This window comes from uncultured Parabacteroides sp. (genome assembly GCF_902493135.1).
In the GTDB taxonomy this organism is placed as follows: Bacteria; Bacteroidota; Bacteroidia; order Bacteroidales; family Tannerellaceae; genus Parabacteroides.
In genome coordinates this window covers 149,489-170,555 of sequence record NZ_CABUOD010000003.1, presented here as the reverse complement: position 1 = coordinate 170,555, position 21,067 = coordinate 149,489, and the positions used below count along the sequence as shown (strand labels likewise).

Below are 21,067 nucleotides of genomic sequence, written 5' to 3'. Positions count from 1 at the left end.
AAGAGAGAGCGAAAGCTTGACAAGAAAGCCGATTCAGTTTTGAGTCGGCTTTTTTATTTGAAGATATCAGAGAAAGTACAGATCTAATTTTTTATCCTGTATAATCTGAATTTATATTTCTTATTTACGAAATAATGGAATATTTTAGTTGGGTAATCAAATGTCTCTGATAAATAATAACGCTTTAGTGATACAATTATCAAATAAGATATTTATCTTCGCTATTCAAATCTAAATGTAGAAAACATCTGAAATGAAGAGAAGAACGTTTCTTAAATCATCACTATTAATGACTTCCGGATTAGGTTTTGATACTTATGCGAAAGAAGAAGCCGGAGAGGAGAGTGTACAGGCTAAAAAGCCGCATGTCATCCTGATCATGACTGACCAGCATCGTGGAGATGCGCTTGGCTGTATGGGAAATTCTGCTATCATATCTCCTAATCTCGATCGTTTGGCTAAAGAAGGAACTTTGTTTGTAAAGGGATATTCTGCTTCTCCAAGCAGTACGCCTGCACGTGCCGGACTTTTGACCAGGATGTCACCTTGGCATCATGGTATGCTGGGATATGGCCAAGTTGCGGAAAAGTACACGTACGAGATGCCGCAAATGTTGCGTAATCTCGGTTATTATACATTTGGTGTCGGAAAAATGCACTGGTTTCCCCAGAAGGCTCTTCATGGTTTCCATGCTACATTGATCGATGAGAGCGGACGTGTCGAATCGAAAGATTTTATTAGTGATTATCGGGAATGGTTCCAGCTTCATGCGCCGGGTGAGAATCCGGATTTGACAGGTATCGGTTGGAATGCCCATGGGGCCGGTATCTATAAATTACCGGAGAATTTGCATCCGACGGCCTGGACCGGTCAGACCGCTTGCGAATTGATTCGGAATTATAATTGTGATAAACCTCTTTTCCTGAAAGTCTCATTTGCTCGTCCCCATAGTCCTTATGATCCTCCCAAACGCTATCTGGATATGTATAAGGATGTTGATATACCCAAGCCGTCTGTCGGTGATTGGTGTGGTAAGTATGCAGAACGTTTGGATCCCGAAAAAGCGGACCCCACCGCTCCCTTCGGTAATTTCGGCGATGAATATGCCGTTAATTCCCGTAGGCATTATTATGCGAATATTACTTTTATCGATGACCAGATCGGAGAGGTTATTGCAGCATTGAAGGAAAAGGGGATGTATGACAATGCGATAATTTGTTTCACGGCCGATCATGGAGATATGTTAGGCGATCATTATCATTGGCGAAAGACATATCCATATGAAGGTTCAACTCATATCCCTTATATCGTGAAATGGCCTGCCGGAATGTCCAAAACGGTTCCTTCGGGAGCAAAGATCGAACAGCCGGTCGAACTTCGTGATTTTTTGCCTACCTTTATCGAGTTGGCAGGTGGAGCCGTTCCTCCCGATATGGATGGCAAATCGTTGTTGAAACTGGTCCAAGGCCGGGAAAATGAGTGGCGTAAATATTTGGATATGGAGCATGCCACTTGCTATAGCCCGGATAATTATTGGTGTGCATTGACAGATGGTAAAATTAAATATGTCTGGAATTTCCATACCGGAAAAGAAGAATTGTTCGATCTCCGGAAAGATCCGAAAGAATTGGTGGAATGTTCCGGTAAGCCGGCTTATGCTATCCGGCTTAAGGAAATGCGCCAGGCAATGATCGATCATCTGGTGGAGCGCGGCGAAACTTTCGTAAAAGACGGAAAGCTGGTCGTACGGGAGACAACAATGCTGTATAGTCCTAATTATCCTCAAACAAAATGATTCGTATAAATTCTTTAAACTATGTATGCTATGATAAGAAAATGGAAGCTCCTGCTTGTTGGAGTGAGTTGTGTAATGGGGACAGCTATGGCCCAAAATAATCCTATTTTGCTGTTCCCTAAAGGTGCGCCGGGCGAAACAACCAAGTTGATCGAAAAGGCTGATAGTGATGGTGGAAAGACCGGAGGCGAGACGGTCCTTCGCATCACGAATGTAAGTGAACCGACAATTACTGTTTACCCGGCTCCCGATGAAGTGGCAACAGGTGCCGCCGTTGTGGTTTGTCCGGGTGGTGGTTATAATATTCTGGCTTATGACTTGGAAGGCGATGAAGTCTGTGAATGGTTGAATAATTTGGGGGTTACTGCCGTTTTATTGAAATACCGGGTTCCCCGTCGCGAGGGCCGTGCGAAACATGAAGCTCCTTTGCAGGACGTGCAACGTGCGATCGGATATGTCCGGGCCCATGCGGAAGAAATGAACCTGGACCCTCAGCGGATCGGAGTAATGGGATTCTCTGCCGGCGGACATCTTTCGGCGATGGCAAGCAACAATTTCGATAAACGTACTTATCCGGCCGTGGATGCTGCAGACAAAGTGAGTTGCCGTCCGGATTTCTGCCTGTTGGTCTATCCTGCCTATCTGGATGGTGAAAACTTCCAGTTGGCTCCGGAGGTAAAAGTATCTTCAGCCACTCCTCCTACAATGATGATTCAGGCCGAAGACGATAAATCATATATCAACAGTAGCCTTTTCTACTATTATGCCTTGAAAGAAGCCGGTGTGCCCGCATGGATGCATCTATACAGTAAAGGTGGTCATGGCTACGGCCTGAGAGATACGGGAGCAGCCGTAAATGAATGGCCTGACAGGGCTGAAGACTGGTTCCGTGAGATCGGTGTGATAGAATAAAAAAAACTAAATAGAGTACAAAGATTCCCGATTTTTCGTATCTTTGTACTCACAAATCATGGGGATGACCGGTTTTGACAGCGGGTAGAAGTGGTTTGTAAGCATGTAGTGCGTGGTTGGCTTGCACTTAAATCTCAGACAACGAACAATTAACTGGCGAAAATAATTACGCTCTCGCTGCTTAATCGAAGTATAGTAGATTCAAGCTTAATCCCTGCAAAAGTTGCGGGGACGTGACATCACCCGGATGCTGTGGCTCCGAAGCGTTCCGATCAGGTGGTGCAGCAATATCGGAGATAGTTTGAAGTAAGCCTCGGACTTCAGGCGAAACTTTAGAGGATAAGGTTCAAGTGGGTGGCTTCGGTCTTGCTTGTACCCGACAATCGAAGGCGAAGATAAACATGTAGAAAGCAGATTAGTTCCTCGTTTGGACGAGAGTTCGAATCTCTCCATCTCCACAAGGGCTGCTGATTATCAGTGGCCTTTGTTGTTTGAGGACTATTTCTGGGACTAAGTGCTCGCTTGGGTTTATTTTTTGTTGAATAACTTCATTGCTTTTTGTTTTGCTGAATCTGCAATGTCAATATATGGCTTCATTGATTTATAGTCGCTATGTCCAGTCCATTTCATTACGACTTCTGGGGAAATGCCGAGCATTAGCGCATTACATATGAATGTGCGTCTTCCTGAATGTGTTCCGAGCAGCTTGTATTTTGGATAAACTTCATCTATTCGTTCGTTTCCCTTGTAATAGGTTATATTGATAGGCGTGTTAATCTCACAAACATATCCGACTTGTTTTATATATTCGTTCATTTTTTGGTTTGTTATCACTGGTAAGACTGTATTATTTGGAAAACTGCAACCCCTGTACTTTTCTAATATTGCTTTTGAGTAGTCGTTTAACTCAATTTTGAGCGTGTCAGCCGTCTTTATCGTTGTGATCATTATATAGTAATCAGACACATTATGCCATTTAAGATTTGCAACATCGGAATATCTTAAAGATGTGAAGCAGCAAAAACAGAATACATCCCTAACTCGTTCTAAATAACGTTTGTTTTCTGGAAATTCGAAATTGTAAACTTTCATAAGCTCATCCCATTCAAGGAATATTACTTTTTTCTCCGTGTCTTTTAGTTTGGGGGAGAATATTTCGAAATCTCTTATATCATTGTAGCCTTTTGCGTTTGCCCAACGAAGAAACCATTTAAGAAAGCCGATCTGCTTTTTGATTGTACTGTTTCGTAGATCCGCATCGTCTCTGAGATAGGCTACAAACATGTTCAGTCCATCTTCGTTTAACGCCGAAAATGATATTTCTTTATTGAATGCCAATAGGTGATTTTTTAAAGTCGTAAATTTTTTGTATGTCGCATCTGTCCATGAATTTTGAAAGCCCATTTCTCTTGTAAAAGTATTGTAGGCCTGTAGAAATTCACTCTCCTTGGAAATTTCTTTCTTAGTTTCAATATTTCTGACTTCTTTCAGAAAAGCATCCTTGAATGTCTGTTTATCTGGAATTAGATTTTCTTTTTCGAATTGTGAAAATATTTTCTCAGCAACTTCTTCGTAATGGTTTATCTCCCGATTTATTACCGATGCCATCACTTTGTTTTTTCCATGCGTTGTCCCATTTTTGCAACGTTGTGTATCTACGCTCCATTTTGATACATCTATACGGAACCCCAAATTGAAAGCCACTATGTTTTGTCCCCATCTCACTCTGAAGCGAAGTTTTGCGTCAGGCTTATCCTTCTCTTTGTCGAGTAGAAAAATATGATACCATTTTATAGTCATTTAAACATGCCTCCTCTTCCAGTTAACAGCCATTCAGGTGATACGTTATAATCATGTATTAGGTAAACCATCCATTCTGGTTTAAGGACACTTGATTCCGGCTGATTTCTTACTGTAGTTATATTCCAATAGTTAATGTCATGAGCTTTAGTGAAAGTCAAAAGCCCACGTATACGTTTCTGGGCTTTGAGCATATCGAGTGCTTCAAAAAAACGTTTTGTTATCGCTATTCCTTCTGGTGATATTTTCATAGATTACTTTTTTTGTATTCGCCAAGTTGAGTTGCCGACATTGTGTTTTCGTCTATTTTTTTATAACTATCTCCGTCTATGCAAATACAAGATTTAAGACCTTTATATACGTACTCTGAACAATCGTATATATATTTTGAAAGGAAATTATAGTCTGCATTTGGTATTTTTTTTACTGTTACTATCATCCTGCGAGAATTATCTACAGTCACATTTAGTATTTTAAGCATTGGAGATACCATGTTTTTGCATACATAATCATATCCATCTCGTTCTTTATCCGTTAATGGTTTAATGTCGTTTTTTAACGCAAATTCCATAGATGCTTTACCGAAATATATCTCAACTTGCTTTTCTTGTGAATAACATCTCATTGAAAATTGGGATACTACCAATATGAATAATAATAGTTTCATAGCTTAAATCATTTATAGTGTTTACTTCTATATTGTTCAAGTGATGATTTTGCAGCATACAAAGACTGCTCTAATCTATCCGCATATTTGAAAATATCATCAAGCGATTCAATCTGAACCCATTCACATGACTTCCTGTCTTCAGAAGGAAAGCCTATGCGTTTGCTGTATGGCTTCAAAGATAATCTGCATATCCACCAATAATTGTTTTCTATCGCTACTACGAAATATGTTTTAAAATCCTGATATACTATTCTATCAGCACTGATATGTTTTCTTAGGATGCTTCTTATTATATTGTAGGCATCTATCTCCTCTTGCGTAGTCACTATGCCTTTTTCTTTATCCATTGCGACCACACCATCTGGAAGTTTATTGTTATTCTGTTCATCAATTGTAGTAACTTGATTATATGATTGGTTTTCATCTACTTGTTGTTCTATGTTCTTGCTTGCAAGGTTTAACCTGTCTTGAATGATATCATTTATAACCGAGGTAATAGACTTCTTTATTATTGGTTTGTATTGTTCTATCAGTTTAGCCGATGATTTCCCGTCATTCAAACACTTCACGAAATATCTCGTAAACTCATCGCCCGGTGATTGGAAATTCTTGTTTAGCACATCTTTTACTTGAATTGTTATTTGAAGTTCTTGTGCAGTACTTAATATCTCCGATTCATTATAATACGACTTATGGAACTTCTTCAACTGTTCAATATCAGCATCTGCCAAGTCGAGCATATTCACCACAAGAAATGGCTTTTCGTCCATGATGTTTGCCTTGTCAAGGTCTGCATAGAAACGATATTCAATGCCGTTTGTCAGCACACCGAAGCGAGCGTTGGAAGCTGCATAATACTTCGATAGTTGCGTACTATGCAGGTTAAGATTTTGTTTGCAGTGTTTGCATTCAATAAGGAGAACCGCCTGTTCATCTTTCATAATGGCATAATCCAACCTATCTCCTTTTTTTGTTAAGTCGCAATCCATTTCCGGCACAACCTCAAAGGGATTGAATATGTCGTACCCCAGTGCAGCAATCATCGGCAGTATAAAAGACGTCTTTGTCGCTTCTTCTGTTTGTATAGCCTCTTTTTGCTTCGCTATCTTATCTGCAAGTTGCAGAAGTGTGTCTTTGAGGTCCATGATATTATTTTTTAGTCGAGTTTTCTATAATTGATAATAATCTATCTATCTGCTTGTCTTTTTCTTTTAACATTTGCTGGTATCCTTTTTGTAGCTCTATAAGCCCGGCAACATCATTATTTGTAATTGTGTTGCCATTCCCTGCTACTGCCATGCTTCCATCGTTTGCTGAAGCATTATTATATCCTGGTTGCTCATATTCCGAAATTACTTCTTTCCCGAATTTATCTATTAATATGCGCAAGTAGTTTGCTGGCATTGAAATTCTTCCGTTTTCAATTTGAGATATGGTGGGTTGAGTACAGGAAAATAACTCTTGTAGGTCGGATTGTTTTAACCCTTTGTCATTTCTGAATTGCTTTAATCTGAACATAAATGTTAATTATATAAAATAAACAGGTAATAATATACTTATTTATTTTTATATATAAGTATATATTCCTATATTTGCATTACTAATTAATTATAACACAACAAATATAATGGAAACTATCAACAACTCAAATAGCTTCGCTGAAAAAGGCCAAATAATGACCCTGCGGAGCTATTACAAGAACCTACCAGAGCCTACCCATCCGAAAAAGGCTTTAATAAACAGTATTGCTGTACGGTGTGGAGTTACTCTTGCAACAGCACGTAATTGGATTTTATACGGTATTAGACCAGATAATCCATTGCATATTCAGACTATTTCAGAGATAACCGGCATACCTGCTGAAAACTTGTGGAACGACTAAAAGCATAGAGCAATGAGAGATTTAGAGTTTTACATATACGAAGACGAGCTGTGGTATATATCTGATGGCAAAAATGAACAGGTAACCGAGCACAACATAGAGCTTGTCAAAGACATGCTTTACAGGATACGTGAATTTTATCCAGAAGCATATAAAGACCTCGTTAAATGGTTTCAAAAGAGCGCACAGAACATTCCCTACTTTCAGTATCTCATTGTTGACCAATTTTGCCGGTGCAATTTCGGCAAACTTGATAATACCACGAAGGATATTGACAGAAAAGGACATTTCAATTTTGAACGCATAAATTGCCCCATGCGTGGTAGATGCCCGCATGAAAATATAGTATGTTGCCCAAAGTTCAACAGTCGCATATCAGATGCAGAAATGCGCGTAATGAAAATGATATATGATGGATGCAATAATGAAGAGATAGCGGATAAATTATATCTTTCACCTCACACTGTGAAAAATCATATCAAGTCTGTATACATCAAGCTTGGGATTCACGAGAAGTCTGAGTTTATCCAGTATGCGCATAAAAACAACCTTTTTAAAGATTAATACCATGAATCTAAATACCCCTTTATGGCAATTAACCGTAGGTGAATTTCTTGAATTACAGAAGAGGGAATCCCCTATAAAGCAAGAGTCTGTCGCTTGTAAACAGGAAAGAACTTTCGTGTATGGCATATCCGGGCTTGCCGGACTACTGAAGTGCTCAAATGCCACAGCTCAGAAAGTGAAGAACAGCGGTATTATAGATAAAGCTACGTCTCAGTTTGGAAGAAAGATCGCAATTGATGCAAATCTCGCTTTAGAATTGATACAAAAGTCTAAAGTTAAACATAGGTAATGTATTGATATTTAAGTGTTTATGGCTTTTATAAACCGCTATAAATAGTTATTTTTATGCTAAATAAAAGATAATCAATATGATACAATTCAATTCATTCCTGCAGATGGTATTCTGCATGATGTTTGCAATCCTTGCATTTATATGCTTTATCGGAGGGTTCTACAACTCCGTTCACTTCCTTTTGTCCGCCATGTCTGCAATTATGTGCATAACCATATACAAATATTGGTGACCATGGGAAAGGAAATACTGATACAGTTGCCGGATGGCCATACCGATTATGACGGCGATGAAGATGAAAATGACGAATACCTGGAAATGGTCGATGATTGGAGATTCGAGATGAGTACATATAACTATTAAAAAAACAAAGCATCATGAAGACAATAGAAGAACTACAGGCCATGGAGCACGAAGAACTTGTGGACTACGCATTGAATATACAGGCAAGCATCGTATTGGCTTGCGACTATCAGAATCGATGCAAAAGACTGGAAAACATCTTGTCTGCCATCGGTATCGTGTATGATACTTACAAAAATGATCAACTTTAAAATATAGAGCAATGGAAGAAAAGAATCAAGTAAATCAAGAATCAGAGGCATTAGCCATATTCGGTAAAGGTAAAACTATCTATCAGGTGGCTGGTAATGATGTTGCATTATCATTTGATATTGTGCGTAACTATCTTACTAAAGGTAACGGTCAAGTGTCTGACCAAGACATTGTACAATTTATAAGCATATGTAAATTCAACCAACTCAATCCGTTTCTTAACGAAGCCTATCTTGTTAAATTCGGGCAACAGCCTGCGCAAATGATCGTCAGCAAAGAAGCATTTTTCAAACGTGCTGATGCTAATGAGCAATACGAAGGCTTTAAAGCTGGAATAATCCTTATTAGAGATAATCAGATAGTCGAAGTAGAAGGGTGCTTCTTCAACGAAAAGACTGATACACTTGTAGGTGGTTGGTGTGAAGTTTACCGTTCAGACAGAAAATTTCCGATTATCGCCAAGGTTAATCTTTCTGAGTATGATAAGAAGCAATCCATTTGGAACGAAAAGAAATCTACCATGATTTCCAAGATTGCCAAAGTTCAGGCTTTACGCGAAGCGTTTCCTGCTCAACTTGGAGCAATGTACACACAAGAAGAATCTGTTACAGTTCAAGATGCTGAATATGAAGAAATCAAATCTAAAGACAAGTTAGCTGAGCTTGCCGAAAAAGCAGCAGGTGTTAAAGAACCGAAAGTTACTGCTCCTACAGAACAACCACAGACTAATACAAGTAAGCAACCTCAGCAAAAGACTTTATTGTAATGGAAGCCCAGCATACATTAGAATGGTATAGAAAACGTCTTGGTAAAATCACCGGCTCCCGTGTCGGTGATTTAATGAAATCCAGTCGTAAGAAAGATGAAATGTTCGGCGATACCGCTAAAGCATATATCTACCAACTTGCCGCTGAAAGGGATATGAGTCCCTCCATTATTGAAGATGATGAATTATTTGAAATGTACCTACAACAAGTAGGTTTCTCATCAAAGGCTATTGAATGGGGAAATATTCAAGAAGAGAATGCTCGCAAACTGTACATTAAAAAGACAGGTAGAAATATGGTTGAAACAGGTCTTTGTATTCATCCGAGCATCCCAAACTTTGGTTCATCTCCTGATGGTTACTATTATGGTGATGATGGAGAGAAAGGCACATTAGAGGTAAAATGTCCCAATCAAAATACTTTTATGAAGTACAAGATAGAAGTTACCGACAATGCCGGGTTGCTAATGGCGAAGCCAGAATATTTCTTTCAATGCCAATCTCACATGATGGTTACAGGTGCAAGCTGGTGTGATTTCACTGTGTATTGCCCATATCAAAGAAATCCTATACACATTGTGCGGATAGCCCCGGATTATTCATGCTTCGATATGATAGAGAAGAGAATCCGTATAGCCAACGATATTATTGATGAACTAATTGATACAGAATGATATGGTGCAAATTTTAAGAGATATTCATCCTGTTTCCCGTAAAGAGCATAAATGTATGTTCTGTGGTGGGACAATAAAAGTTGGTCAAAAATACGACCGCCAAACAAATGTATATGACGGACAAATTTATGATTGGATAACGCATGAGGAATGCAGTACCATAGCACATAAGCTCGATATGTATGACGATTGTGATGACAATGGGCTTGATGATGAATCATTTCTTGAATGTATAAAGCAATACGTCTATGACAACCACTATGATGATAGTATTGATGATATTGCCAAAGACTGGCAGCTTCCATATTATGACATAGTAAAGCAAATATTAGAAGAACTTAGTAAAGAAAGCAATGGGTAAACTATTAATAAAAGAAACTCAACTTCATCGCATTATCCGCAAAACAGGCAGGAAACCTTGCGAATGCAAATGCTCGTTGTGTAAAATGCAATGTCATACCCCGTGTCTCGGCACTCCGCAAGATATAGAGAACCTTATAGATGCCGGATATACCGACAAGTTAGCTCCGACCTTATGGGGAGCTGGCATAATAATGAGGGTGATTGATATTCCAATCCCTATGATTCAAGCGATAGCTGGCGAGGAATTTTGTGTGTTTTTCCATAATGGATTATGCGAACTTCACGACAAAGGATTGAAACCTACCGAAGGACGATTGTCGCATCATTCTACACGCATTGATAATTTCAAAGCTTCAAAAAGTATAGCTTGGAATGTCGCTAAAGAATGGCTTTCCGAAGAAAATGCAGAAGTTATTGAACGTGTAGCTGATAAATATAGTAGAATCTTAAAGCGTGTATAGTAATGAAGCCAGATATTATAATCAAACAGCTCGATAATGGATGCTTTGATGTCCATGTAGGAGACAAAAGCACCGAAGAACTATCATTTGATGAAATGTTAGGAGTAGTAGCCCAGCTTACTGTTCCAGATACTAAAAGATGCCTTCAATGGCTTAAAACTAAGGAGCAACATGAGGCTTTCCGAAATAGAAACTTAAAAATGATAGAGCTATGAATACAAAAGAGCTAATAAGAATTGAGGCTATAGTCCAAGGCAAATCCGGACAATTATTTTTCGTATTCAATCGTAAAGTTGAGTTTATCCACACACAGTTCGATCATGAAACAATAATCGGAGAAGATGAAGGAATATATAACTTCTATTTTTATAAAAGTCCTTCTAAAAATTTTCAGGCATTTGCAGGTAGAGAGTTTGATTTGAAAATGTCAGATGGAAGCACAACTCATTGCTTCGGTCAATGGTGGGATGGTCTAACTAAAGCAGCAAAACTTATGTTCGACGGTGTATTGTCAAACATCGCATATTCAGATATTGAAAGCTTAAATAAATGCTACGTGTATTATGGTGGGAGATGCGATACCGATTGGATAAACAAATTACTATCTGAATATAACGGAGAAATATATGAGTATTATGAATTTGAAAAATTAATCAAAAACAAATAGAGTTATGAACACCCAATTAGCAATTCAAGAAACCGACCTCGAACTGGTCGTAAGTGAAAAAACATTAGGTAGTCTTACTACTAACGCAAAGCAAATCAGAGATATTGTAATGGCAAATCTGCCAAAGTATGATATATCCAACTACACAGATGATAACATCGACCAAGCAAAGAAAGACAAGGCGGCTCTTAATAAAGCTGCCAAGGCTCTCAATGCCAAACGCCTTGAAATAGAGAAAGAGTTTATGAAGCCTTTCGGAGAGTTCAAGGAAGTTATCACAGAGACTGTAAAACTGATTGGTGACTGCTCCGCTAAAATTGACGTAGTAGTCAAGCAAAACGAGCAGCAGTATAAAGACAAGAAGCGTGCAACCATTAAAACCTACTTTGATGGTATGAACGTAAACCTTGTTGATTTCAATAAGGTATTCAAAGCGGACTGGCTCAATAAGTCTGTAAGCATGAAGTCTGTCTGCAATGATATTGATACCATATTCGCTCTGGTTGAAAAGGACATTGAAACCTTGAAAACCTTCGGTGATGACTTTGATGTTCTCCGTACCTATTACATGGACACGCTTAATATCAACAACGCCATTCAATACGCCAACCGTTTGAAAGAACAGCGTGAACGCGCTAAAGCAGCAGAAAAGGCACGCATCAAAGCCGAACAAGAACGAAAAGCAGAGGAAGAAGCACGTAGAAAGACAGAAGCAGAACAGCCGAAAACACGCTTCTCCAATCCATTTGATAGAGCCAACCAAGCTATTAATGAACAGTCAGCTTTCATGGCGCAACCTAAAGAACAGACTGCACCAGCACAACCGGAGCTTCTTACTCGTGCTTTCAAAGTTACTACCACACGTGAGAATATTATCGCTCTTGGGGACTTTATGAATGAGAGAGGAATTGACTTTGATAAGATAGATGTTCCATGAACGGCTATGGAATTATGCAAGACCGACATACAGAACCTCATTCGCCTTCTTGAAAAGAGTGCTGAATTGATAGACAAATATTGCAAGAAGCCTTGCGAGCAAGATAAGACAAGGCAGTGCAGGAAAATGAGTAAGAAATTAAAGAATAAATTGGAATCAAATGAAAATAACAATCAACAAACCAACTGACTTTGAAGCTAAGTTCTTGAAAGTCGATGCTGGTGTCCGCTATTGGGAAGATACAGATGTAAACGGGATAAGTGATTATGCGAATCCGCCAACTATTCCTTGTGCTGAATTTATAGATGACAATAACCATATCCTGATTGGGCAAAATTACCGATGGCGACCGCTTATTGATATAGAAACAGGTCAAATAGTCAATTGGGAAAAAGGATTTGACGCCGACGTTCATTATAAAGTGTGCGATGACTTTCAATGCGATATTCTTGATGCAGACATGGATGTCATTGAATCTTACAATGGGTATGTTCCTGAAATTATGTGTCCTAAAGATAATGGCTACGGCGATTACATCATCATGGATATTGACGAAAACGGATTTATCCAAGGATGGAATAAAGAATTGATTAGAAAATTAGTAAAACAAGAGGAGGATTAACTATGGCAATGCACAACTGGTTTGAATGTAAAATCTCCTACGACAAGGTCATGGAGAACGGAATGCAAAAGAAAGTAACGGAACCCTATTTAGTGGATGCTCTTTCGTTCACAGAGGCGGAAGCCCGGATCATCGAAGAAATCCGCCCGTTTATCTCCGGAGAGTTTACGGTTGCCGATGTAACACGTAAGCGGTACTTTGAAATATTCTTTAACGAAAACGGAGATCGCTACTACAAGATCAAGGTCTTTTTCATCACGCTCGATGAAAAAGCCGGATTCGAGAAGAAAACAGCCGCTAATATGTTGGCTCAAGCATCCAGCTTGAAGGAAGCTATTGAAGTATTTGAAGAAGGTATGAAAGGCACGCTTGCCGACTACACTATCGCATCCGTTGCGGAGACTCAGATTATGGATATTTTCCCTTTCGATGCGAGTGCGGAAAAAGCCTCTGATATCAGTAATAAAGAATCGTCCGTGCCTAAGCAAGATACGTCTTTCAAAAAAGAGGTAAAGAAATTTGTAGACAGTATTCCGAATGGCTGCAAGGTAACCGTATCGGCTGGTGAAACGTCTACTACCATTGATAAAACACAAGGATCATCACCAATCATTACAAGCGAGAAAGGAGGAGATGACGATGAGATACGACGAGTTGAAGAAGATGTATCAACAGAAGAAGACGCGGAAGCCTCCATCTGACGAGGAGCATCAAACGCAAGTCGCATGTGTCAGTTGGTTCCGGTTGAAATATCCAAAATTGAGAAATATTTTATTTGCTATTCCTAATGGTGGAAGGCGCGATATAAAAACAGGATCCATATTGAAAGAAGAAGGAGTTGTCGCTGGCGTAGCTGATCTGATCTTATTAAAAAGAAATCGGCAATACGGAGCTTTATGCGTAGAAATGAAGACCAAATTAGGTAGGCAATCTGAAACGCAGAAAAAGTGGCAAAAGGAAGTAGAAGCAACCGGCAACAAGTATGTTGTTTGCCGTTCGCTGGATGAGTTTATGAAAGTTGTAACTGAATATTTAAACGATGTGTAATGGATATAAATTGCAAATATTGCCCGAAAAGCGATAGCGAAGGAAATTGCCTTATCGATAGTTGTCCGCTGTTCCCCATCGTAAAAGAGATAGAGGAAATGCAGTCGTTTCTTGAAACAATAGCGAGCGACAATCCGAAGGAACTTATAGACCGTCTTACTGACATAAACGTCTACTTAGCTCGTTCCGGCAAGCTCCTTGCTGATGCTAAAGCCTATCAGGATGAAGTGGCAGCGAGTGTATATGCTACTCACATGGAGTTCATATCACGTGTTCCTGCCACTGTTGCGATGAAGTTTGTTTCTGCACAGAGTGTAACGGCTAACCAGCTTGTTACGTGGCTGGATAGGATAAATCGGACTCTTGTACATGCCGGAGATAACATTCGGACGCAAATATCTTTTGCTAAGCAGGATATGGCTTTACAACGAAAAGGTTATTGATAAATAATGTTTAAGTATAAGATATTCAGATATTTATGCTTGCGCATTTCGTGTTATAAAGTTAACTTTACAAGTGATAAATAACTGATTGTCAAATAATATCAAAGATGGGGAATGATACGAAAAGAAAGTCTTTTGTCTTCTATATAGAGTGGCAGGAAGTGTTAATGGAATATCCTTCGGAGGTCAGACTTGAGGTGTACGATGCAATAATTAGGTATGCTGCATCGGGGATGCTATCGGAGCTGAAACCGCTGGCTAAAATGGCATTTTCTTTTATAAAGAAGCAGATAGATTCCAATAATGACAAATATAATTGCCTTATCGCTAAAAGGAGTGAAGCCGGGAAAAAAGGAATGGCGATTCGCCATAAGTCCACGATAACAAATCCAACAAGTGATAACAAAGATAACACATGTTATCAAGGCGTAACAAATCCAACAAGTGATAACAAAGATAACTATAATGAGCCTGATAATGTAAATGATAATAATAACTCTCTCTCTAACGCGCAAGCGCATGGAAGCTTTCCTTCGTCCGATATTTTAGAGAAGCCATTGAAAGAATGTTATGACAGGCTTGTATCTAATCAGGTGTGGGCTGAAACGTTAACAATGAATACTCGTAGTTCTGGATTCAGTGACTTTACGCTTGATTCCTTTCATGAGTATTTGAAAAGATTCTTTGCGAAACTTCAGAACGAGGGCGAGAGTATGAAATCCACAAAGGATGCAATGTCCCATTTTGCAAGATGGCTTGAAATTGAATTAAAAAAACAAAGAGATGACAGAGCAAGAGCGAAAACTTTCGGAGGGGCTACAAAAGCTACAGGACCCTTCGTTCAAGGAAAAATTGGAAAGTCGGCAAGTTTACAATCTGATCCAACGGCACCGAAAGACTATTCAGGAACTTTCTGATTACGATTTATCAGACAAGAATGAATTTTATCAACACTCAATCATGATAAAGGAGATAGGCAATAATTATCTCGCAAAAGAATTTAGGCAGTTTGAGATTGATCCTAATAACGCTAAGATTTTGAGCTTTTTAATTTACTATTTCAATAATAGTAAACTTGCAGAAACTATTTTTCCTGATAGAGGTTACAGGGTTCACAAGAACCTTCTTCTGGTTGGAGAACCCGGCACCGGAAAGACTTTGCTAATGCAGATATTTTCAGACTATTTGCGCTTGACAGGAAATCCGAACCAGTTCAGTAATTTGTCTGTCACACAGATGATGAACTATTACAAACTTCATGGTCATATTGATAGATATATCTACAATGAAGGAGAAGGTAAAGGATCTATTGAGGGGAAACCCTTTAATGTATGCCTGAACGACGTGGGGCTGGAGACTGAAAATCAAAAAAGCTATGGCACAAGCCTTGATAGTGTAATAGACGAGTTTCTGTATGCCAGATACGAAATATACCAGTCTCACCACAAGAAATACCATATCACCAGCAATATGAATGTCGATGATTTTAAGGATCGGTTTGGTAGTCGCTTGGTTGATCGGTTTAAAAGTTTCAACGTCATACCACTTGTTGGGGATAGCCGCAGAAGATAGTCCGTTATACTAAGTTAATCAACTCAATTATGCTGGTGTATTATTTGAAATTCAAATAAATTATAGCTATATTTACATACATAAAAGAACAAATAAAAATAAAGAGCAATGAAGAAAAAAGTATTTACCCTTAATGGGAAAAAGTATTATTCAGAAGAAGAATACATAAAAGCGCGTAACCGGTTTCTTGACTATCAGAACGAAGAAGAGCAAGCTGTCGCCAAGTTTGGTTTTGCATCTGGATATACCATATTGGCTGGTTCGCAGTCTGAATCTGTTGAATTTGAAACTTCTTGTTGATAAAATTATTTGAATTTCAAATAAAAACAAGTCGTTATGAAGATCAATGTATTCAACACCCAATGTTGTATCGGCAGCTGGGTGAAACTCAGAGGAAAATCGTACACAGTGAAAGACATCAACCGGCAGACGCATGAAGTATGCTTGGGAAAGTCGACCGCATGGATTCGTTGTACGGAAGTCGAATTATTAAATCAGAAGCCATGATACACACAGAATCCCTCTTCAAAACCATAATCCTCCTCCAGCATTTAGTAGAGCTACAGAAAACAAATAATATAGATGTTTTCTATATCGACCTGTTTTGCGGCGCAGGCGGAACATCTACCGGTGTAGAACTTGCCAGAGTCAACAGTCATTCGGTTGCAAAAGTTATTGCCTGCGTAAACCATGATAAGAACGCAATAGCCAGCCACATGGCAAACCATCCGTATGCACTACATTTCACAGAGGATATGCGAACATTGGATTTATCACCGATCGTAAATCTGGTGAGGAAGATCCGGTTCCGAAACCCGAATGCAAAGATTGTTCTCTGGGCCAGTCTGGAATGTACGAACTTCAGTAAGGCAAAGGGAGGCCAAGCACGTGACGCCGATAGCCGGACACTTGCAGAGCATCTCTTCCGGTACATAGATGATATCAATCCCGATCTGATACAGATTGAAAACGTTGAAGAGTTTATGTGTTGGGGCGACTTGGACGCAAACGGAAAGCCAATTTCCAAGGATAAAGGCCGGTTGTATCTCCGGTGGGTGAACAAGGTCAAGAAATACGGGTATAAGTTCGATCATCGCATCCTGAACGCCGCCGATTTTGGAGCATATACTTCCCGTAGACGCTTTTTCGGTCAGTTCGCTAAAAAGGATATGCCGATTGTCTGGCCGGAACCAACCCATTGCAAAGATGGGTCTCAAACCCTATTCGGAGAGTTACAGAAATGGAAACCTGTAAAAGATGTACTGGATCTGGAAGACGAAGGCACAAGTATTTTCATGAGAAAGAAACCTCTTTCACCCAAGACGTTCGAGAGGGTTTATGCCGGTCTTATCCGTCACGTAGCAGGAGGCAAGGATAAATGGATGCTGAAATACAATTCCATAAACGGAAAAACAGGCAAACACATTCCACCGAGCATAGATGAACCTTGCCCAACGATTAGTTGTCAGGGAAGGTTGGGCGTAGTGCAGACTCATTTTCTCTCAAAATATTATAGTGGGCATCCGGATAGTAAGAATATTCCAATCACGGGACCCGCGCACACGATCAAATGCAAGGATAATCACTCTCTGGTAAGCACAAAGTTCCTCGCTGCCTACTACGGTAACGGTGATAACGTGAGTAAAGTTGATAGCCCATGCCCAACAGTGCCGACAAAGGACAGATTCAATTATGTATCACCTAAATTTCTTTGTTCGTACAGTTTTAATGATACAGCCAAAGATATACAAGATCCATGCCCGACATTACTGACGAAGGATCGGTTGTCGCTTGTAACCCCGTTCATTATGAACTATTATTCCGGTGGTGGCCAGCATTCGGATATCTATCATCCTTCTCCGGCCATATTAGCGAACCCGAAACAACGGCTAATCTCATGCCAGTTTATGGATCAGCAATTCGGACAAAGTAAGCCGGCCGGAACGGATCGCCCTCTCGGAGCGATAACGGCTAATCCTAAATATAACTTGGTAAGTTGTCGTCCGTGGGTAATGAATACCAATTTCAGTAATATCGGTAGTGGAATCAATGAGCCGGCCCCGGTAATAACGGCTAATCGAAAATGGCATTATCTAATGAACCCACAGTTTGCCTCTGCCGGCGGATCGGTGGATAAGCCTTGTTTCACCCTGATAGCACGAATGGATAAGATGCCTCCTTATTTGGTGAACGCATCCAGTATTTCGGAAAACTTGCCACCATTTGTCAGGATAAACTCTGATGGCAATATCATTATCGAGATATACGAGGATGATATCCCTATTGTGAAAAAGATAAAGGAGTTCATGGCCATGTATCAAATAGTGGATATCCTAATGCGGATGTTGAAGATTCCAGAGTTGAAACGCATCATGGGATTCCCGGAGAACTACAGATTGATCGGCACGCAAGCCGAGCAAAAGAAATATATCGGGAACGCGGTCGAGGTAGGCATGGCTAAGGCGTTATGCGAGGCTATATGTAAGAAAATAAGAGAATTAAGATTGAGAAAATTAAACAAAGCATCATGATAAAAACTTATATAGAATTTCTAAGAAACAAGATGGCCATCAGCCATCAAACAGGATTTGGTATTAGTCCTGAAGAGATTACCCCGACATTATATCCTCATGTAAAAGATACCGTTCGTTGGGCGGTTGCCGGTGGATGCCGTGCCATATTTTCCAGCTTCGGTATGCAAAAGACAGTCACCCAGCTGGAAATACTTCGGGTAATCCTGAACCATAAAGGAGGCAAGGGATTGATCGTTTGCCCCAAGCGTGTGGTAGTCGAGTTTTTGACACAAGCGGAACAACACTTACACATGAAAGTAACCTATGTACGAACAATGGCCGACGTGATGATATGCCCGACCGATATCATGGTGACTAACTACGAGCGTGTTCGCGACGGTGAAGAAGGGGTTAGGATAGATCCGAAGTATTTTACTGTCACTTCACTGGATGAAGCAAGTGTACTTCGCGGATTCGGAACCAAGACCTACCAAGAGTTCCTTCCTTTGTTTGCGAATGTCCCTTATCGGTTTGTAGCTACTGCTACACCCTCACCTAACAGGTATAAGGAGTTGATACACTATGCCGGTTATCTTGGTGTAATGGACACAGGGCAGGCTCTTACGCGGTTTTTCCAGCGTGACAGTACAAAAGCGAACAATCTTACCCTTTATCCGCATAAGGAAAAGGAGTTTTGGTTGTGGGTATCCACATGGGCTTTATTCTTAACTAAACCATCGGACTTGGGCTATCCGGATACTGGCTATGAATTGCCGGAACTTCGCGTACACGAAGAGGTGGTAAACGTTGACAACTCCACTGCCGGCGCCGATCGGGACGGGCAAGTTAAGATGTTTCGTGAGGCGGCTCTCGGGCTTGCCGATGCTACAAAAGAGCGCCGGGATAATATGGCCGAAAAGATAGCTCGTGTAATAGATATAATTGACCGACCGGAAAATAAGAACGATCATTTTCTTTTGTGGCATGACCTCGAGAGCGAACGCGAAGCTTTATGCAAGGCTATCCCCGGATGTAAGGCCGTGTACGGTTCACAGGATGATAAAGAAGCTGACAAGGTGATAGCCGACTTCAAGGATGGCCGGCTGAAATATCTTGCAGCTAAACCGGAAATGCTTGGCGAAGGCTTAAACTTCCAATATCATTGTCATAAGGCAATTATGTTTATTGACTATCGGTTTAACGATAAATTCCAAGCAATTGCCCGTATTCACAGATTCATGCAACAATACCCGGTCGATCTTTATCTTGTGTATGCAGAAAGCGAAGGAGAGATATTCAAGTCTTTCATGCACAAGTGGGCACAGCATAAAGAGATGGTAAGTAAGATGGCGGATATTGTCCGGGAAAATGGCTTGTTTAATCTGGACGCCGAAGATAAGATGATGCGCTGGATGTTTGCAAAACGTGAGGTTAGAGAAGGAAAGCTCTATAAAGCAATTAATAATGACTGCGTTCTGGAAACCATGAATATGCCTGATAATTCGGTGGATTTAATTGTAACAAGTATTCCTTTTTCTAATCATTACGAATACACGCCGACTTATAACGATTTCGGGCACAACGAGGACAATCGCAAGTTTTTCGAGCAAATGGATTATTTGACACCGAATCTTCTCCGGATCCTTCGTCCGGGGCGTGTGGCTGCTATTCATGTAAAGGACCGTATCCTTTTTGGAAATGCAACCGGTTTAGGAATGCCTTCGCTTGATCCATTTCATGTGTACTCGATCATGCACTATATCCGTCATGGTTTAATCTTCTTTGGAATGATCACCGTTGATACTGATGTTGTTCGGGAAAACAATCAAACTTATCGGCTCGGATATACAGAGATGTGTAAAGATGGTTCCAAAATGGGTGTCGGATGTCCGGAGTACGTTCTTTTATTCAGAAAACTACCGACAGATACATCAAAGGCTTACGCTGATATCCCGGTAGTAAAGAATAAGAAAGACTACTCATTAGCTCGGTGGCAGATCGACGCTCATGCAGACTGGAAAAGCTCTGGTAACACCTTGTTGACTTATGAGGATATGAAAGGAGCTGGAATAGATAAGATCCGGCATCTATTCCGAAATTACCAGCAAGAACACATCTACAGCTATGAGGATCATGTAGCATTCGCAGAAGAGTTGGAAGCCTACGACAAACTTCCCCGTACATTCATGGCCATTGACCCGGTAAGTAAGAAAGATTATATCTGGGATGATGTTGCTCGAATGAAAACACTTAATACCCGACAATCCCAGAAGAATAAGCAGAATCACATCTGCCCGCTTCAGTTGGATATCGTGGAAAGATTGATTGAACGGTATTCGAACAAGGGTGATACTGTTTTTGATCCGTTTGGCGGTATTCAAACTGTACCCTATTGCGCTGTGAAGATGGGACGTAGAGGCCTGTCTACAGAATTGAATTACGATTATTGGAAAGATGGCCTTGCCTACCTGCAGGAAGCTGAAATGGAAGTAAGCGCACCAACATTGTTTGACTTAATGACTGTATAAA

Annotated in this window: 29 protein-coding genes and 1 other RNA gene; 25 read left to right on the top strand and 5 right to left on the bottom strand. The window is 40.1% G+C overall.

Annotated elements, in window-relative coordinates:
• Window positions 1-253 precede the first annotated feature (253 nt).
• The 3 genes from RDN79_RS02685 to ssrA all read left to right on the top strand — a co-directional run bounded on the left by RDN79_RS02685 (window position 254) and on the right by ssrA (window position 3,168).
• Window positions 254-1,795: an arylsulfatase gene (locus RDN79_RS02685; RefSeq protein WP_298546778.1), complete on the top strand. Its 1,542-nt coding sequence runs from the start codon at window positions 254-256 to the stop codon at window positions 1,793-1,795.
• A 30-nt stretch (window positions 1,796-1,825) separates the two neighbouring features.
• Window positions 1,826-2,707 carry an alpha/beta hydrolase gene (locus tag RDN79_RS02680; RefSeq protein WP_298546777.1) on the top strand — a complete coding sequence of 294 codons (882 nt, stop codon included), beginning with the start codon at window positions 1,826-1,828 and terminating at the stop codon, window positions 2,705-2,707.
• 60 nt (window positions 2,708-2,767) lie between these two features.
• Window positions 2,768-3,168: a transfer-messenger RNA gene (gene ssrA / locus RDN79_RS02675) on the top strand.
• 67 nt (window positions 3,169-3,235) lie between these two features.
• Here ssrA and RDN79_RS02670 read toward each other — a convergent pair.
• Genes RDN79_RS02670 through RDN79_RS02650 form a run of 5 tightly spaced genes read right to left on the bottom strand, consistent with a single transcriptional unit; the run spans window position 3,236 to window position 6,695 of the window.
• Entirely contained in the window at window positions 3,236-4,507 is a 1,272-nt protein-coding gene (locus RDN79_RS02670) for a phage integrase SAM-like domain-containing protein (protein ID WP_374044466.1), read from the bottom strand.
• Window positions 4,504-4,758, bottom strand: coding sequence for a hypothetical protein (locus RDN79_RS02665; RefSeq protein ID WP_298546774.1), 255 nt, complete (start codon window positions 4,756-4,758; stop codon window positions 4,504-4,506). Before RDN79_RS02665 ends, RDN79_RS02670 begins: the two co-directional genes overlap by 4 nt.
• Window positions 4,755-5,174 (bottom strand): hypothetical protein, encoded by a 420-nt coding sequence (locus RDN79_RS02660; RefSeq protein WP_298546772.1) that lies wholly within the window; start codon window positions 5,172-5,174, stop codon window positions 4,755-4,757. Before RDN79_RS02660 ends, RDN79_RS02665 begins: the two co-directional genes overlap by 4 nt.
• 8 nt (window positions 5,175-5,182) lie before the next feature.
• Window positions 5,183-6,322 (bottom strand): type I restriction endonuclease, encoded by a 1,140-nt coding sequence (locus tag RDN79_RS02655; RefSeq protein ID WP_298546770.1) that lies wholly within the window; start codon window positions 6,320-6,322, stop codon window positions 5,183-5,185.
• A gap of 4 nt (window positions 6,323-6,326) precedes the next feature.
• Window positions 6,327-6,695, bottom strand: coding sequence for a helix-turn-helix transcriptional regulator (locus tag RDN79_RS02650; protein WP_298546769.1), 369 nt, complete (start codon window positions 6,693-6,695; stop codon window positions 6,327-6,329).
• A gap of 109 nt (window positions 6,696-6,804) precedes the next feature.
• Between RDN79_RS02650 and RDN79_RS02645 the strand changes: the two genes are divergently transcribed.
• The 22 genes from RDN79_RS02645 to RDN79_RS02540 all read left to right on the top strand — a co-directional run bounded on the left by RDN79_RS02645 (window position 6,805) and on the right by RDN79_RS02540 (window position 21,066).
• Entirely contained in the window at window positions 6,805-7,059 is a 255-nt protein-coding gene (locus RDN79_RS02645) for a hypothetical protein (RefSeq protein ID WP_298546767.1), read from the top strand.
• A gap of 12 nt (window positions 7,060-7,071) precedes the next feature.
• A complete protein-coding gene (locus RDN79_RS02640; RefSeq protein WP_298546765.1) occupies window positions 7,072-7,623 on the top strand; it encodes a response regulator transcription factor in 552 nt (183 codons plus the stop codon).
• Entirely contained in the window at window positions 7,592-7,915 is a 324-nt protein-coding gene (locus tag RDN79_RS02635; protein ID WP_308572845.1) for a DUF3853 family protein, read from the top strand. Before RDN79_RS02640 ends, RDN79_RS02635 begins: the two co-directional genes overlap by 32 nt.
• A 237-nt stretch (window positions 7,916-8,152) precedes the next feature.
• Entirely contained in the window at window positions 8,153-8,281 is a 129-nt protein-coding gene (locus tag RDN79_RS02630; RefSeq protein WP_298546761.1) for a hypothetical protein, read from the top strand.
• Window positions 8,282-8,295: 14 nt separating this feature from the next.
• Entirely contained in the window at window positions 8,296-8,472 is a 177-nt protein-coding gene (locus RDN79_RS02625; protein ID WP_298546759.1) for a hypothetical protein, read from the top strand.
• A gap of 11 nt (window positions 8,473-8,483) precedes the next feature.
• Complete coding sequence (gene bet / locus RDN79_RS02620) at window positions 8,484-9,239, top strand: phage recombination protein Bet (protein ID WP_298546757.1); 756 nt, start codon at window positions 8,484-8,486, stop codon at window positions 9,237-9,239.
• Window positions 9,239-9,913: a lambda exonuclease family protein gene (locus RDN79_RS02615; RefSeq protein WP_298546756.1), complete on the top strand. Its 675-nt coding sequence runs from the start codon at window positions 9,239-9,241 to the stop codon at window positions 9,911-9,913. Before bet ends, RDN79_RS02615 begins: the two co-directional genes overlap by 1 nt.
• 1 nt (window position 9,914) lies before the next feature.
• Window positions 9,915-10,274 carry a hypothetical protein gene (locus RDN79_RS02610; RefSeq protein ID WP_298546754.1) on the top strand — a complete coding sequence of 120 codons (360 nt, stop codon included), beginning with the start codon at window positions 9,915-9,917 and terminating at the stop codon, window positions 10,272-10,274.
• On the top strand, window positions 10,267-10,737 hold the full coding sequence (locus RDN79_RS02605) for a hypothetical protein (RefSeq protein WP_298546752.1): 471 nt from the start codon (window positions 10,267-10,269) through the stop codon (window positions 10,735-10,737). The genes RDN79_RS02610 and RDN79_RS02605 overlap by 8 nt, the downstream gene beginning before the upstream one ends.
• Before the next feature lie 2 nt (window positions 10,738-10,739).
• Window positions 10,740-10,952 carry a hypothetical protein gene (locus RDN79_RS02600; protein WP_298546750.1) on the top strand — a complete coding sequence of 71 codons (213 nt, stop codon included), beginning with the start codon at window positions 10,740-10,742 and terminating at the stop codon, window positions 10,950-10,952.
• A complete protein-coding gene (locus RDN79_RS02595) occupies window positions 10,949-11,404 on the top strand; it encodes a hypothetical protein (RefSeq protein ID WP_298546748.1) in 456 nt (151 codons plus the stop codon). Before RDN79_RS02600 ends, RDN79_RS02595 begins: the two co-directional genes overlap by 4 nt.
• A gap of 4 nt (window positions 11,405-11,408) precedes the next feature.
• Window positions 11,409-12,341 carry a DUF1351 domain-containing protein gene (locus RDN79_RS02590; protein ID WP_298546747.1) on the top strand — a complete coding sequence of 311 codons (933 nt, stop codon included), beginning with the start codon at window positions 11,409-11,411 and terminating at the stop codon, window positions 12,339-12,341.
• 160 nt (window positions 12,342-12,501) lie between these two features.
• Entirely contained in the window at window positions 12,502-12,963 is a 462-nt protein-coding gene (locus RDN79_RS02585; RefSeq protein WP_298546745.1) for a hypothetical protein, read from the top strand.
• A gap of 2 nt (window positions 12,964-12,965) precedes the next feature.
• Window positions 12,966-13,664: a DUF4494 domain-containing protein gene (locus tag RDN79_RS19040; protein ID WP_298546743.1), complete on the top strand. Its 699-nt coding sequence runs from the start codon at window positions 12,966-12,968 to the stop codon at window positions 13,662-13,664.
• Window positions 13,627-14,010 (top strand): VRR-NUC domain-containing protein, encoded by a 384-nt coding sequence (locus RDN79_RS02575; protein WP_374044468.1) that lies wholly within the window; start codon window positions 13,627-13,629, stop codon window positions 14,008-14,010. The genes RDN79_RS19040 and RDN79_RS02575 overlap by 38 nt, the downstream gene beginning before the upstream one ends.
• Window positions 14,010-14,453 (top strand): hypothetical protein, encoded by a 444-nt coding sequence (locus RDN79_RS02570; protein ID WP_298546739.1) that lies wholly within the window; start codon window positions 14,010-14,012, stop codon window positions 14,451-14,453. Before RDN79_RS02575 ends, RDN79_RS02570 begins: the two co-directional genes overlap by 1 nt.
• A 107-nt stretch (window positions 14,454-14,560) precedes the next feature.
• The gene (locus tag RDN79_RS02565; RefSeq protein ID WP_298546738.1) at window positions 14,561-15,370 is read left to right on the top strand and encodes a DUF6291 domain-containing protein; all 810 of its coding nucleotides are present in this window, start codon (window positions 14,561-14,563) and stop codon (window positions 15,368-15,370) included.
• A gap of 43 nt (window positions 15,371-15,413) precedes the next feature.
• Window positions 15,414-16,025: an ATP-binding protein gene (locus RDN79_RS02560; protein WP_298546736.1), complete on the top strand. Its 612-nt coding sequence runs from the start codon at window positions 15,414-15,416 to the stop codon at window positions 16,023-16,025.
• 108 nt (window positions 16,026-16,133) lie between these two features.
• On the top strand, window positions 16,134-16,325 hold the full coding sequence (locus RDN79_RS02555; RefSeq protein ID WP_298546734.1) for a hypothetical protein: 192 nt from the start codon (window positions 16,134-16,136) through the stop codon (window positions 16,323-16,325).
• Between the two features lie 36 nt (window positions 16,326-16,361).
• Window positions 16,362-16,532 (top strand): hypothetical protein, encoded by a 171-nt coding sequence (locus tag RDN79_RS02550; RefSeq protein WP_298546732.1) that lies wholly within the window; start codon window positions 16,362-16,364, stop codon window positions 16,530-16,532.
• The gene (locus RDN79_RS02545) at window positions 16,529-18,556 is read left to right on the top strand and encodes a DNA cytosine methyltransferase (protein WP_298546730.1); all 2,028 of its coding nucleotides are present in this window, start codon (window positions 16,529-16,531) and stop codon (window positions 18,554-18,556) included. Before RDN79_RS02550 ends, RDN79_RS02545 begins: the two co-directional genes overlap by 4 nt.
• Complete coding sequence (locus RDN79_RS02540) at window positions 18,553-21,066, top strand: DNA methyltransferase (protein ID WP_298546728.1); 2,514 nt, start codon at window positions 18,553-18,555, stop codon at window positions 21,064-21,066. The genes RDN79_RS02545 and RDN79_RS02540 overlap by 4 nt, the downstream gene beginning before the upstream one ends.
• Window position 21,067 lies beyond the last annotated feature (1 nt).